This is a genomic window from Limnochorda sp. LNt, from assembly GCF_035593265.1.
In the GTDB taxonomy this organism is placed as follows: domain Bacteria; phylum Bacillota; class Limnochordia; order Limnochordales; family Geochordaceae; genus Geochorda; species Geochorda subterranea.
Window position 1 is genome coordinate 2,114,789 of record NZ_CP141614.1, and the last position, 11,994, is coordinate 2,126,782.

Consider the following 11,994-nt stretch of genomic DNA (forward strand, 5'->3'; position numbering starts at 1 on the left):
GTTTTGGGGGACGCCACCCGGCCGGCCGCCGAAAAGGGGCGGCGGTGGCTCGAAGTGATCACGGCCCGCGCCGCCGAGGCGTGGCGGGAGTTCCTGAAGTCGCACGGAGTAGCGGGAAAGGAAGGCTGAGCGGAATCCCCGCGTTCGTCGCGAGGGTGCGTGGGCGGGTGCGCCTGGAGGAGCTGACCCTGAGCGCAACGTCGAAGCGGTGCGGCGAATCCGTCCAGTGACGCGGCCGGGTCCGATGCGCGTGCGTCGGCGCCCCTGGGCCAGATAGGGGTTGAGCGAGGGGTGAAGAGATGAGCAGCCTCAGGGAACGCGCGTGATGGCCCGCGAGTACCGAGATCCCAGGCGAACCACGGTGAAGTGCGCGTCGAAACTGAAAGCCGTGCGGATGCCGAGCCTCTCCATGATGGCGAAGCTCACGCAGTCGGTCAGGCTGAAGCGTTGGTCCGGGAAGTGCGCAAGCACTTGGCTTGCCCGGTCGAAGTCGACCGGGGTGGGGATGATGTACCGGACGCCCGCCGCACGAAACGCCTCCCACCAGACGCGAGCGGCCTCGTGGCCCAGGCGTGACATGAGAAGGGTGAAGGTCTCCGCCAGGATGAGGTCCGTCGTCACGAGGTCTTCATGCGGGGCACGGCTCTGGTACCACCGCCGCGCCTCGGCGTGATGCCCATCCGACCGGTCCGCGAGGGCATAGCAGGCGCCGGTGTCGACGAGAACGGTCACGGCCGTCTCTCCGTCTCCCGCCGCAGGGCTCTGGCCAGATACTCGTCATGTCGCTCCGAGACATCGGACAGGCCACTTTCCCCGATGCCGACCAGGCGAATGAGCCGCTCGGCAGGCGCACCGCGGGGCTTGCCGAGCCCGAGCTGTTCTCTGACGATGCGACGGAGCAACTCGGACATCGAGACGCCTTCCTCCGTCGCCTTCCGCTTCAGGGCCTCGTGCTCCGCAGGATCCAGATAGACTTGAGTGCGCTTCACCCTGCTCACCGCCGCCGACATTATAATGTCGTGGCTCTTCGCGGGCCATACCAGGTACCTGGCAGGAAGGCGGGTCAAGTAGCCGTCAGCAAGGCCGCCGTGCCCTACTCGGAGGGCAGCCGTCGGCCCCTCCCTGCTGCCTCGTCGGCGAGATCGCGCAGCCATACGGCCTTGCCGGCTGCGCGACGGCACAGCTCCCGGTCGTTGCTCAGGATGCGCCAACCCGGCGCATGAGCCCCTCTGCCGGCACTCCGCGGGGACGGCGCAACTCGGGATCGACTGGCCGCTCTGGGGAAGGGATCCGACCCGTGCCGCCGACCCGTATCTGATCGCAAGACGGACCCGCCGCTCCGGGGTCTCGGTACCCCCCGGGCGGTGCGGCCGTGAAGGGAGATGAGGCGGGCATGCGCGTGGGTCGGTGGGATGTGCGGCGACAGGTGGGGCTCGGGATGCTGGCGGCGGCCATTTGGGGGGCCGCCCTGGCCGGCGTCGCTCTGGGGGCGCAGCCGACGGTCCAGGTGCGCTTCGATGAGCGGCTGGGCTTCTTCCTGACGGGGCCCGAGGGCCGGACCCTGTATGTGTTTGCCCGGGACGTCCCCGGCACCAGCAACTGCTATGGCAACTGCGAACAGATCTGGCCCCCTCTGGTGGTGGACCCGGGCCCGCCGGTCGCGCCCCCGGGGCTGCCGGGTCAGTTGGGCACCACGACCCGGCGAGACGGCCGCCGGCAGGTGACGTACAACGGCTGGCCGCTGTACTACTGGGTGGGCGACGCCTCCCCCGGGCAGACCAATGGGCAGGGCGTCAACGACGTCTGGTGGGTCGCCAACCTGGCGCCGACGGTGCAGATGCGGCCTCACCCGCAGTTCGGCCAGATCCTGGTGGGGCCGACGGGCCTGACGCTGTACACCTTCGCGCGCGACCAGGCCGGGGCCAGCAGCTGCTACGACACCTGCGAGCAAAACTGGCCGCCGCTTCGGGTCGCTCACGCCCCTCTGGCTCCGGAGGGCCTCGAGGGAGCGCTGGGGGTCACCACCCGGCGGGACGGGACGCTGCAGGTGACGTACGAGGGCCTGCCTCTGTACTACTGGATCGCGGATCGGGCGCCGGGGGACACGCACGGCCACGGCGTCAACGACGTCTGGTTCGTCGCCCGACCGTAGAAGAGCCGGCCCTCGGTCATCGGGTACGACACCTACGTCGCCGGCACCGGGCAGTCGGGGCAGTTCGGAGCTGAAGGCCGCTGAAGGCCGAGGCTGGCGTGGCGTGCTGCACGCTCCCGCTACTCGCTGGTGGAAGCGCACGGCGGGCCTGCGCCACGCCGCCGCCCCTCTCGGCACCTCGCCCCCTCGGCCCGCAACGAGGGCTCGGCAGCGAGCGAACCCCGGGGTGGCCGTCCAATGGGATCTCCATGAGCAGCACGCCCACCCGACATCAGCCCGGACGCCAAGCCGCCATCGCCCTGTCCTGGAGCGGCGGCAAGGACTGCGCGCTGGCCGTGCACGAGATGGGCGGAGCCCGTCTGCTGTTGACCACCATCACCCTGCCCTACCAACGGGTGACGATGCACGGGGTGCGGCGGGAACTGGTGCGAGCTCAAGCCCAGGCGATGGGGCTGACGGTTTGGGAGGTGATGCTCCCCGCCCACTGCTCCAATGAGGTGTACGAGGCCCGGATGGCCACCGCGTGCCGCCACCTGCGCGAAGCCGGCATCGACACCGTGGTCTTCGGGGATCTGCATCTGGTCGACGTGCGTGCCTACCGGGAAGCCCAGATGGCCCGGGCCGGCATGCGGGCCGCCTTCCCCCTGTGGGGTCGAGAGCCCGCCGAGGTCGTCCGCCGGTTCGTGGAGCTGGGCTTCCGGGCGGTGGTGGTCTGCGTCGACGTGGCCCGCGTCGGCCCCTCGTGGTTGGGGCGCCCGTGGGATGAAGCGCTGGTGGCCGCCCTGCCCCCCGGCGTCGATCCCTGCGGGGAGCACGGCGAGCTGCACACCTTCGTCTACGACGGGCCCATCTTCCGCCACCCCGTCGGCTTCCGGCAGGGACGGGTCGTGACGCGAGACGGCTTCGCCTACCTCGACCTGGTGCCGAGCCAGGGCGTGCGCTAGGCGTCTTCGGCCACGGCGGGGCGCGTGATGCGCCTTCGCTGCAGGCGCCGCGCCGCCACGAGGCCTCGTCGCCCTCCGACCAAGCCAGGGGTCGGTACCTCGACTCCGGACATGAGCCCGGGTGCCACGGCTCCGGCCATAGCCCGGCGTCGAGGCGTGCAAGGGGCACCGCTCAGCCGATGCCGTACTGCTCCTGCACGAACGGCAACAGCCCGGCCCGCTCAAGGTGCGTCAGCGGCGCCAGGAAGGTCACCTGCACCACGCCCGGGTGCCGGCCGATCTCGATGGCGCCCGTGATGGTGGCGCGGTTGAGCACCTCGCCCAGACTCATCCCCAACAGGCGGGACGCCCGGCGCAGGCCGACCTGGGTAGCGCTGTTGAGGTCGGGGCCGGTCCCGATGACGGAGATGGGCGCCGACTCCTCGATGTCGGCCAGCCCCCACTGCCGGGCCAGGGCTCGGGCCCGGGCCTTCTCGTCGGGGGTGAGCGGCCGCGCCAGCGGCGGCAGGTCTTCCGCCAGCGGGAAGAGCACGGGGCCTTCCAGCGTGAGGCCCTTGACCACCTGCACCTGGAGCGTGACCGAACCGGATACGTCCATCGTGTGCCCGGCGATCTCGCCGTCACCCTGCAGGGCATGCATGTCGCCCATGTAGATGCCAGCACCCGGCACCTTGACCGGCGCCAGGAGCAGGGCCCCCGCCCGCACCGCGTCGACGTCCATGTGGCCGTCGGTGCGCGCCTCTTCCAGCTGCTGCGCCGTCAGGGCGTACTCATGGGCGGCGCCCACCAGAGCAGCCCCGAAGTCGCCGGCGTTGTGCGAGTCGGGCATGCGCACGGCGGGCACCGTGCCGAGCTGCCCCAGGAAGGGGCGCAGCCGCACCGCCACACCCACCAGATCGTGGGGGGCGAAGAGCAGGATGGGGTGCTGCACGGAGCCGTCAGGGAGGGCCGCGTAGCGGGCCGCGTCATGGGCGATGCGCTCCGCTGCGGGCCCGGGCAGGGTGACGCCCACGGTGCGGGTCGGGTCGAAGGCCACGGTGTAGCCGTGCTCGATCTGGAAGGGTGTGACGGGCACCCCGCAGGTGGCGCACCGCACGGCCTGCTGACCGATGCCCTCGACCCGGGTCTCGGGGTACAGAGTGCCGCACTGCGGGCAGCGGGCGGCCACGTAGGGGTCGCCCAGGTAGTGCCCCTCGACCCAGCGGTCGTGGCCCGAGGCGGTGGCCAGGGACGTGACGGTGATGTCGCGGATGCGGATGGCGACGGCGTCACCGGGTTCGGCGCCGTCGACGGCCACGGGCTGGGTCACCTCGTGACCACCTCGCAGGCGGGGGGTGATCATCGGGCCCCAGCAGCCTGGCGCGGTGTTGGCGATGATGGTGCCGCCGTCCTGGACGGGGCCCAGCATGAGGGCGTCGGGGTCCAGGATGCCGTTGGTGAAGCTCGACACGACGACGTTACGGCATGGAGCCTGGCGGGCAGCGGTCACGCTCACGGAACCATCCCTCCCGTTCGCATGATGTGGGGCGGCGGTCAGGCGCCGCCACCTGCCGGGGGTAACAGCGCCACCTGGCTGGAGAGGACGGGCTCGTCCGGGCCTAGCACGCGGCCGTCAGCCACCACCAAGACGCTCGGCAGGTGCTCGGCCAGGGGCGGATAGAGGCGGCCGACGAGCTCACGCACCTCAGCCGCCGTGGGCCACGCGTCGCTGGTTGTCTCCACCGTGACGATCGCCTGGCCTGCCCTGGCAGCCAGAACCGCCCCCAGACGCACCTGGAGCGTCAACGCCATGCACCTCGATGGCATTGTAACCGGTTATCAGACCAGCCATCAATGCCTCACCGTCGCCTGCAAGGCCTTCCCGGATGACGCCGGGGAGGCGCCTCTAGACCGAGTGGCCAGCGACCTCGGCCCCGGCACGGCGAAGCGGGTGGGTAAAGCGTCCGCTGCTCCCCACCGGGCGGGCGAGACGGCGAGAGCCATACATCCAGGGGGAGACGCGCCGGGGCTTAAATACCTTTTCAAATTCCTGCGGAGACACCGACCGAGGGCTCCCTCGCCGGGCAGGCCGTATCGGTCGGCGAGCGCTCACTGCCCGGTGGGCCTGGCGGCTCCCTGCACCGGCCCGCCTGCTCCGCCGAGACGACTAGCCAGACGATGGGGCCACGTCATGGTCGCCCTGGCGTCCCATGGGGCGTCGCCATCCGTGCCAGCCTCCCATGCCGCGGCAACCGGCCCTGTCCCTCGCCGCGTCACGGGTCTCGTCCATTTCAACGATCGTTGAAATGCCCCCGGCCCCACTCGCTCGCGCCTTCGGCGGCACGGCGCGTCGACCGCCCGCACTCTCGTGCTGCGCGCCCTCTCCCTGCCGCCCGCCGGAGACGCCCCGTAGACGCGAGCTCATCGGCGAAAGCATCCGGTCTCGTCGACCGCACGCGCCGCCAACCGTGCGACCATGGCCTACGGTGCGGGCACGAGCGACGGCACCCTACCCCTCCGCCACCCCCCGCCGAGGCGCTGGCACGGCTCGGCTACGAACCCGCGCGCATGGCCATCCACAGCGACTTCCGCACCTCCTGCCCCGACAGACGGGCTCGGAGGTGGCACGTTCAAGCTGCCCGTTCGATTTGCCCTTGACTTTCCGAGGTTGTGGTAAGTATTGTCGCTTGTAGTTGCATCTGCCGATGCCGTACGGGGGGTTTGCAAGTGACGCACAGTGGCAAAGTAGCCATCGTGACGGGCGCAGGTTCCGGCATCGGTCAGGCGACGGTGCTGCGTCTGGCCCGAGAAGGAGCGCGGGTGGTGGGCTGCGATGTCAACCCGCAGGGGCTCGCGGCCACCCGCGCGAAGCTGGAGGAGGCGCAGCTCTCGGCGACGCTGCTGGTGGCCGATGTCGCCCGCCAGGAGGACGTGGAACGGGTCGTGGCCGAGGCCGGGCGGGTCGACATCCTGGCCAACGTGGCGGGGATCATGGACTTCTTCCTGCCGCTGGATGAACTCGACGACGCCACGTGGCAGCGAGTCCTGTCGGTCAACCTGGATGGGGTCATGCGCATGACCCGGGCGGTGCTCCCGCGGATGCGCGAGGCCGGGGGTGGTGCCATCGTGACGGTCGCCTCCAAGGCCTCGTTCTCCGGAGGGGTGTCGGGCGCCGCGTACGCGGCCTCCAAGCACGGGGTCATCGGGCTCGTCCGACACGTGGCCTACTTCTATGGCCCGCTCGGCATCCGGTCCAACGCCGTGCTGCCCGGGCCGGTCGAGACGGGCATCGGCGCCACCGCCATGCCCAAGAGCCCGTGGGCGCTGGAACGGGCCAAGCTCGCCATGGCCACCATGCCCAAGTCGGCCAGGCCCGAGGAGATCGCCGCGATCATCTCCTGGATCGCCTCGGACGAGGCATCCTTCCTCAACGGCGCCCTGGTCACCGCGGACGGCGGCTGGTCGGCGGCGTAGGGCGCGGGTCGCCCATCGGCTGGAGGCAGCCGACCAGCGGCGGTCATGCCTCGCGGCTCGTGCCGCCGACGCCGATGGGCGACCGATGGGGACGTGAGCGAGAGGCCCTTCGAGCCCGCCTATCTGCGTACGTGCCGAGCTGGGCGGATGGCCGCCAAGGTCCAACAGGCCCGGGCCATGCTGCGCGACTGCCGGGTCTGCCCCCGGGACTGCCGGGTCAACCGATGGGAGGGCCGCCAGCATCATGCGGCGGCCGGGTGGGAAGCACGGTGGGGGTAGTGCGTCCAGACGGGAGACGCGGCGGGGCTTAAATACCTTTTTAAATTCCCGTGGAGACACCAACCGAAGGCCCCCTCGCCGGTCAGGCCGTCCCGGTAGCCGATCACTCACGGCCCGGCCAGCCGGGAGGCTCGCCGCCCCGCCGCGACGGGCAGGCAGAGCCGCCTCGCTGCGCCCGGCACTCCCGCTCGTTACCCCTGCTGCGAACGGCCCGGCGGCCCAAGCGCTCCACCGCCGGACGGGGCCACGTCGCGGTCGCCCTGGCGTCCCGTGCCGCGGCAAGCGGCCGTGTCCCTCGCCGTGTCACGGGTTTCGGGCATTTCAACGACCGTTGAAATACCCGCCGAACCGCTCGCCCCGGCCTTCAGCCGCACGGCGCCCTACGGGTGGGCCGGGAGCGCCCGGGTCGCCTCTTGGAGCCGCTCGGCGACCCAGGCCAGCGGCACGGCCGTGAGGGCTGGGCCGTCGGAGCCCAGCGCGCGCTCGAAAGCGCGGCGGGCACGGGCTCCTGTCGGCCAGGAGCCCCCCATCGCCTGGGCCAGAAGCCGGGCCACCTCGGCCGGGCCCCGCCGTTCGGCCAGCCAGTAGAAGAGGGCGAAGGAGACGGCGTAGCCCCTCCGGGCCCGTCGCTGCGCCTCGGTCGGCTTGCCCGGCTGCGCCTGCGTGGCCACCCTGAAATCCGTGAGGTCGAAGCACTCCGTACCGGTGACCGGGCCCAAGCGTTCGGCCAGGATGGCGAGGCGCGCCCGGGCCACCTCCGGCGCCAAAGCCAGGCCCACGCGGTAAGCGGCGTAGTCGGCGGCTCCCTCGCCGACCCAGCGCGTCTTGCGGTCCCGCCAGTATAGACGCAGGGCAACGGCTGCCTCCACCCACTCGTGGGGGACCGCCGAAAACAAGAACTCCCTGGCACGGTGGCTGGCGAGCCAAGCCTCTTGATCTGCCGTGTCAACCATCGCGTGCAGCCCGAAGCCCGTCATCGCCACTCGCTGCCGGGGATGGTGGCAGTCGGCCAGGAGGGTCAGCCGCAGCCTCGGACGGCGCAGCCGGGGAAAGACCTCGTCCAGGATTTCATCGACGCGGGTCGCGGCGGTGAGCACCGCTTGCGCCACCGTCTCGGCCACGGGCGGCTCCCAGTAGACGCGGACTCGGCGGTTAGGGGACGCAAGGCATGGCCAGCTCCCCGGCCGTACCCAGACGAGGGGCCATTCAGAGTCGTTGTTCTCGCTGGCGGCAAAGGTCGCGGTGGTGGCGAAGAAACCCCGCCGGGTGACCAGGTAGGCCAGCAGGGCCACCGCGGCCAGCAGACCCAGCGTCGCCGGTGTCAGTAGCTTCTCCATGCGACCCCCACCGTCCGTGCTGCGGCGTCGCACCGCCCCCCATAGGGCCTGTGCGATGCTTCGCCCCCGCCTCGCTCTCCTTGATCCAACAGTGGCCACGGTAGCGACGTTGCGCCCGGATGGCGACCGCCACGGTAGACGAGGAGGGCCGCGTTCATGGCAACCCGAACGGCTGGCCGTCCAGGATACGCCGAGACCACCATCCCCTGGATCTCGGGGGACATCGGCAGACCGGCGGCTACCCCGCCCGTGGCGACGACTCCTCCTCGTCAGCACCCGCACCCGGTCATCCTCGGAGGCGAGACGGTCCACGTTGCCGGCTAGCGCGGCAAAGGTGAGGATGCCCTCCAGCGAGGCCAGGGGGTCGGCGCGCGCATCTTGAGCAGCAGGTCGAGCTTCTCGTCGAACAGTGCGTCGTAGTCGGCGAGGTCGTAGCCGAACAGCGCGAACGACTCCGTGAACGACCCTCGGCCCACCATGATCTCGGCCCGGCCCGCCGACAGCAGGTCCAGGGTGGCGAAGGACTGAAAGACCCGCACGGGGTCGTCGGTGCTCAGCACGCTGACCGCGCTGGTGAGCCGGATACGCTTGGTGCGGGCGGCCGCGGCAGCCAACACCACCGCCGGTGCGGTCCGCCTACGTGGTGGGAAGCCCGTCGCTTGGGGCGGGAGACGGCCGCGTCGATGCGGCCAGGGTGAGAAACATGGCGTCGGTTCGCCGGGTACAACTGACATCCGGCACTCGACCGCGAAGGCCTGCAAGGAGGCCGCGGGCACGATCAGACGCTGGCTCTCGAGACAGATAGCGTCATCAGCCTCATCGTCGAGAACCGCCGCGTATGGGAAAGCCCGGTGATGCGCGCCTCGTCCTTCTACCACAACGTGCGACGGGAAGGCCGCTCGTTGTGACAGGCGACGCCGCTGATCTCGTACATTCCCCCTCTACTTCTGGTCGCGCGCTGGCTTAGAGCCAGACTTGGAGGCCGTCCCCTCAATCGTCTTGCCTGGCCCGCCCCTGCGGCCTGCAGGATCGGCATGAGGGCACATCAGAGCTACGGCAGGCGGCTTTTACGGCATCCGTCCGCGCCGATGCTCCCGTTTAAGAGCAGCGGGCTCCGCCAATTCTTGGCGCGGGAAGGCCGCCGACAAAGGCACTACGCCTGTTCGCCATCTGTTCGTGACCTTCAGCGCCCAGGACGTACGATCGACGATGCCATCCGGCTGCATGCGTAGCCTGATGTCGACGGCAGTACCAACCTGATGTCGACGGCCGTACCGAGCCGATCGTGTAGCTCCCGTAGTACGACCAGAAGGTCGATATCGCCGTCGCGCCCGGCCGTCTGGCGTGCCCTCGAGCCAATTGCCAGGAAGGGTGCAGCCGTGAATAATGAAGCCGGGCAGAGCAGAGACAGCGAGCGGTGCACAGCTATGAAGGGAGAGACCCCGGTGCGTAAGCCGTCATCACGGCCCGACAAACCCGACGCCCCTCTCAAATCCCTGCCTGGGGCACCCCGCAAGGGAAAAGCTCGCGGACCGAGCCTGCACGGGCGTGTGCAAGCTCCGGAAAACCGTGCGCAAACCGCCCCGGGACTGGAGTCGCATCGGCGCGCACGGCCGGACCCGCAGGTAGTCACGTGGGCTAAGACCCACTTCGAAGCCAACCGCGAACTCTACGATTGGCTTGCCAAACTCTAGACCCCTGGAATGTTGCGCTACCCTCGCCTACCGGACGTTTTGTTCCTCCACGAGGAAGCCCTGCGCGCATCAGGCGGAATGCCGGGCATCCGGGACCTCGGCCTAATTGAATCAGCGCTGGCGCGTCCGCGGGCGTGCTTCGGAGGCCGGCAGCTCTACCGTACCCGCTGGGAAAAGGCAGCAGCGTTACTGCACTCCTTGGTGAAGAACCACGGGTTCGTCGACGGCAACAAGCGGGCCGCGTGGGCCACGGTCAGCTATTTTCTGGAACAAAACGGCCAGACCATCGTCGCGTCTCCGAGCGAAATCGTCGGCATGCTGCTGGAGATTGAGGCCGATCGACTCGACGTGCCCGGCATCGCGCGGTGGCTGCTGGCCCATGCCCGACCCTTGCCGGGACGGCGCTCGCCGAATGACTAGAGCATGTAGAGCATGTGTACGAGGTTGGGTCACGCCGTCGACCCGGACACACTGGCGTTCAATCGGACGGGACGAACGCCCTCGGGGCTGCCACAGGCGGATGGTTTTGATGGTCATCAAAACCGGAGCTACGCGCCGGCGCGGACATCTTCTCTCGCCGGCGTGCCGGTGGTCAAACGATGGACCGCCCGGTAGAGCGGGCGCAGGCGCCTGTACAGGGGCCGGTAGACCTCGTGGTAGAGAGCACCGTACAGCGCGGCGGACTCGGGGCGCGGTTCGAACACCCGCCCCGGGCGCGCCATCTCCTTCACGGCCGTGGGCAGGTCCGGATGGAGACCGACGCCGGCCGCCGCCAGCATGGCGGCGCCCAAGCCAGAGGTTTCGGATACGTGGGGGCGGAAGGCAGGAAGGTTGAAGACGTCGGCCGTGATCTGCAAGACGAGGTCGCTGCGGGACCCGCCCCCGCAGACCCGCAGTTGGTCGATGCGCACGCGGGTGCGGCGCTGAATGTGCTCTGCCCCCTCGCGCAGGGCATAGGCCAGCCCTTCCAGGATGGCCCGGTAGAGGTGGGCCCGGGTGTGGAAGCTTCCGAACCCGACCACTGCGCCGCGCGCCTCCGGCCCCGGGAAGCGCAGGCCCGGCGACCAGTAGGGCTGCACCACCAGGCCCAGGCAACCCGGCTGGACTTGCTCCGCCTGGCGGTCGAGCAACGCTTCCGCCGCCAGGCCTTCGGCCCGGGCCTGTCGCTCTACGTCCGCAGCGAACTCCTGCTTGAACCAGGAGACAAGCCACAGGCCCCGGTATACCTGCACCTCCATGTTGTAGGAGCCCGGGACGGCGCTGGGGTAGGGCGGGACGAGGCGGATAGGTTCCAGGTAGCGCGGCGAGGTGACGCTCACCGTGGCCGTGGTGCCGTAACCCACACACGCCGTGGAGGGCTCCAGGCAGCCGGCCCCGAGCATCTCGCACGCCTTGTCGGCCGCCGCCGCTATCACCGGAGTGCCTTGCGGGATGCCCGTGGCGCGGGCAGCCTCGGCTGTCACCTGCCCCAGGATGTGCCCGGGGGGGACCAGGTCGGGAAGGGTCTCCCGCCGGACGGGCAGGGCCTGCCATCTCCAGTCGCGGGGTGCGGCCCATTCCTGGCGCCTGTAGTCAAAAGGGATGTACCCCACCTGGCAGCCCACCGAGTCCACGAACCGGCCCGTCAGGCGGTACGTCAGGTAGCCAGACAGCAGCAGGTAGTGAGCCGTCTTGTCCCAGATCTCCGGCTGATTCGCCCACAGCCAGTTGGCTTCCGCTTCCGCCTGAAGATAAGCCAGGGTGGAGTGCAGGCCGGCAAGCCGAAAGAGAAGCCCCCAGGTTGCCCGCACCCGGGGGTAGCGGTCCGAACGCCGCTGGTCCAGCCACAGGATAGCAGGACGCAGGGGCTGCCCACGGGAGTCGAGGTTGACCACCGTCCCTCTCTGGGTAGTCAGGGCCACCGCCGCCACGGCCTCCGGAGGGGCCTCCTCCTGCGCCCACAGAGCCCGGCAGGCGGTGGCCACCGCCTCCCAGTAGCGGGTGGGGTCTTGTTCGGCCCATCCGGGATGCTCCGAATAGTAGGGAGGCACCAGCGGCACCCGAGCGAGCTGCACCAGGTTGCCCCGCGGGTCGAAGAGCAGGGCCCGCGCGCTCTGCGTGCCGACGTCGATGGCGAGCAGCAGCTCCCCGGCCAT

12 protein-coding genes and 1 pseudogene are annotated in these 11,994 nt (G+C 70.2%); 5 read left to right on the top strand and 8 right to left on the bottom strand.

Annotated features, from left to right (window positions below; translation table 11 throughout):
* Positions 1-309 precede the first annotated feature (309 nt).
* Together VLY81_RS10060 and VLY81_RS10065 are read right to left on the bottom strand one after the other, a co-directional pair.
* Positions 310-732 carry a type II toxin-antitoxin system VapC family toxin gene (locus tag VLY81_RS10060; RefSeq protein ID WP_324668025.1) on the bottom strand — a complete coding sequence of 141 codons (423 nt, stop codon included), beginning with the start codon at positions 730-732 and terminating at the stop codon, positions 310-312.
* A complete protein-coding gene (locus tag VLY81_RS10065) occupies positions 729-1,154 on the bottom strand; it encodes a ribbon-helix-helix domain-containing protein (protein WP_324668026.1) in 426 nt (141 codons plus the stop codon). The genes VLY81_RS10060 and VLY81_RS10065 overlap by 4 nt, the downstream gene beginning before the upstream one ends.
* A 239-nt stretch (positions 1,155-1,393) precedes the next feature.
* Between VLY81_RS10065 and VLY81_RS10070 the strand changes: the two genes are divergently transcribed.
* Together VLY81_RS10070 and VLY81_RS10075 are read left to right on the top strand one after the other, a co-directional pair.
* A complete protein-coding gene (locus tag VLY81_RS10070; RefSeq protein WP_324668027.1) occupies positions 1,394-2,152 on the top strand; it encodes a hypothetical protein in 759 nt (252 codons plus the stop codon).
* A gap of 248 nt (positions 2,153-2,400) precedes the next feature.
* The gene (locus VLY81_RS10075) at positions 2,401-3,096 is read left to right on the top strand and encodes a Dph6-related ATP pyrophosphatase (protein WP_324668029.1); all 696 of its coding nucleotides are present in this window, start codon (positions 2,401-2,403) and stop codon (positions 3,094-3,096) included.
* Positions 3,097-3,268: 172 nt separating this feature from the next.
* Here the strand turns inward: VLY81_RS10075 and VLY81_RS10080 are convergent, their stop codons facing one another.
* A complete protein-coding gene (locus VLY81_RS10080) occupies positions 3,269-4,504 on the bottom strand; it encodes an acetamidase/formamidase family protein (protein ID WP_405001368.1) in 1,236 nt (411 codons plus the stop codon).
* A gap of 125 nt (positions 4,505-4,629) precedes the next feature.
* A complete protein-coding gene (locus VLY81_RS10085; RefSeq protein ID WP_324668032.1) occupies positions 4,630-4,818 on the bottom strand; it encodes a hypothetical protein in 189 nt (62 codons plus the stop codon).
* A gap of 984 nt (positions 4,819-5,802) precedes the next feature.
* Between VLY81_RS10085 and VLY81_RS10090 the strand changes: the two genes are divergently transcribed.
* Positions 5,803-6,549, top strand: a complete 747-nt coding sequence (locus VLY81_RS10090) for an SDR family NAD(P)-dependent oxidoreductase (RefSeq protein WP_324668033.1) — start codon at positions 5,803-5,805, stop codon at positions 6,547-6,549.
* A 147-nt stretch (positions 6,550-6,696) separates the two neighbouring features.
* Positions 6,697-6,828 (top strand): hypothetical protein, encoded by a 132-nt coding sequence (locus VLY81_RS10095; protein ID WP_324668035.1) that lies wholly within the window; start codon positions 6,697-6,699, stop codon positions 6,826-6,828.
* A gap of 380 nt (positions 6,829-7,208) precedes the next feature.
* Here the strand turns inward: VLY81_RS10095 and VLY81_RS10100 are convergent, their stop codons facing one another.
* The 3 genes and pseudogenes from VLY81_RS10100 to VLY81_RS14785 form a co-directional block, all read right to left on the bottom strand.
* A complete protein-coding gene (locus VLY81_RS10100; RefSeq protein WP_324668036.1) occupies positions 7,209-8,165 on the bottom strand; it encodes a hypothetical protein in 957 nt (318 codons plus the stop codon).
* Between the two features lie 368 nt (positions 8,166-8,533).
* Positions 8,534-8,797: pseudogene (locus VLY81_RS14780) on the bottom strand (LLM class flavin-dependent oxidoreductase); the annotation flags it as partial.
* Positions 8,798-9,348: 551 nt separating this feature from the next.
* A complete protein-coding gene (locus VLY81_RS14785) occupies positions 9,349-9,798 on the bottom strand; it encodes a nucleotidyltransferase domain-containing protein (RefSeq protein WP_405001254.1) in 450 nt (149 codons plus the stop codon).
* 70 nt (positions 9,799-9,868) lie between these two features.
* Between VLY81_RS14785 and VLY81_RS10110 the strand changes: the two genes are divergently transcribed.
* The gene (locus tag VLY81_RS10110; RefSeq protein ID WP_324668037.1) at positions 9,869-10,279 is read left to right on the top strand and encodes a type II toxin-antitoxin system death-on-curing family toxin; all 411 of its coding nucleotides are present in this window, start codon (positions 9,869-9,871) and stop codon (positions 10,277-10,279) included.
* A 128-nt stretch (positions 10,280-10,407) separates the two neighbouring features.
* Here the strand turns inward: VLY81_RS10110 and VLY81_RS10115 are convergent, their stop codons facing one another.
* A complete protein-coding gene (locus VLY81_RS10115) occupies positions 10,408-11,994 on the bottom strand; it encodes an FGGY-family carbohydrate kinase (RefSeq protein WP_324668038.1) in 1,587 nt (528 codons plus the stop codon).

Coding starts and splice junctions, on each gene's coding strand:
- VLY81_RS10065 (WP_324668026.1), bottom strand. CDS start 1,154: ATGGCTGCGCGATCTCGCCGACGAGGCAGCAGGGAGGGGCCGACGGCT.
- VLY81_RS10070 (WP_324668027.1), top strand. CDS start 1,394: ATGCGCGTGGGTCGGTGGGATGTGCGGCGACAGGTGGGGCTCGGGATG.
- VLY81_RS10075 (WP_324668029.1), top strand. CDS start 2,401: ATGAGCAGCACGCCCACCCGACATCAGCCCGGACGCCAAGCCGCCATC.
- VLY81_RS10080 (WP_405001368.1), bottom strand. CDS start 4,504: ATGCTGGGCCCCGTCCAGGACGGCGGCACCATCATCGCCAACACCGCG.
- VLY81_RS10095 (WP_324668035.1), top strand. CDS start 6,697: ATGGCCGCCAAGGTCCAACAGGCCCGGGCCATGCTGCGCGACTGCCGG.
- VLY81_RS10100 (WP_324668036.1), bottom strand. CDS start 8,165: ATGGAGAAGCTACTGACACCGGCGACGCTGGGTCTGCTGGCCGCGGTG.
- VLY81_RS10110 (WP_324668037.1), top strand. CDS start 9,869: ATGTTGCGCTACCCTCGCCTACCGGACGTTTTGTTCCTCCACGAGGAA.
- VLY81_RS10115 (WP_324668038.1), bottom strand. CDS start 11,994: ATGGCCGGGGAGCTGCTGCTCGCCATCGACGTCGGCACGCAGAGCGCG.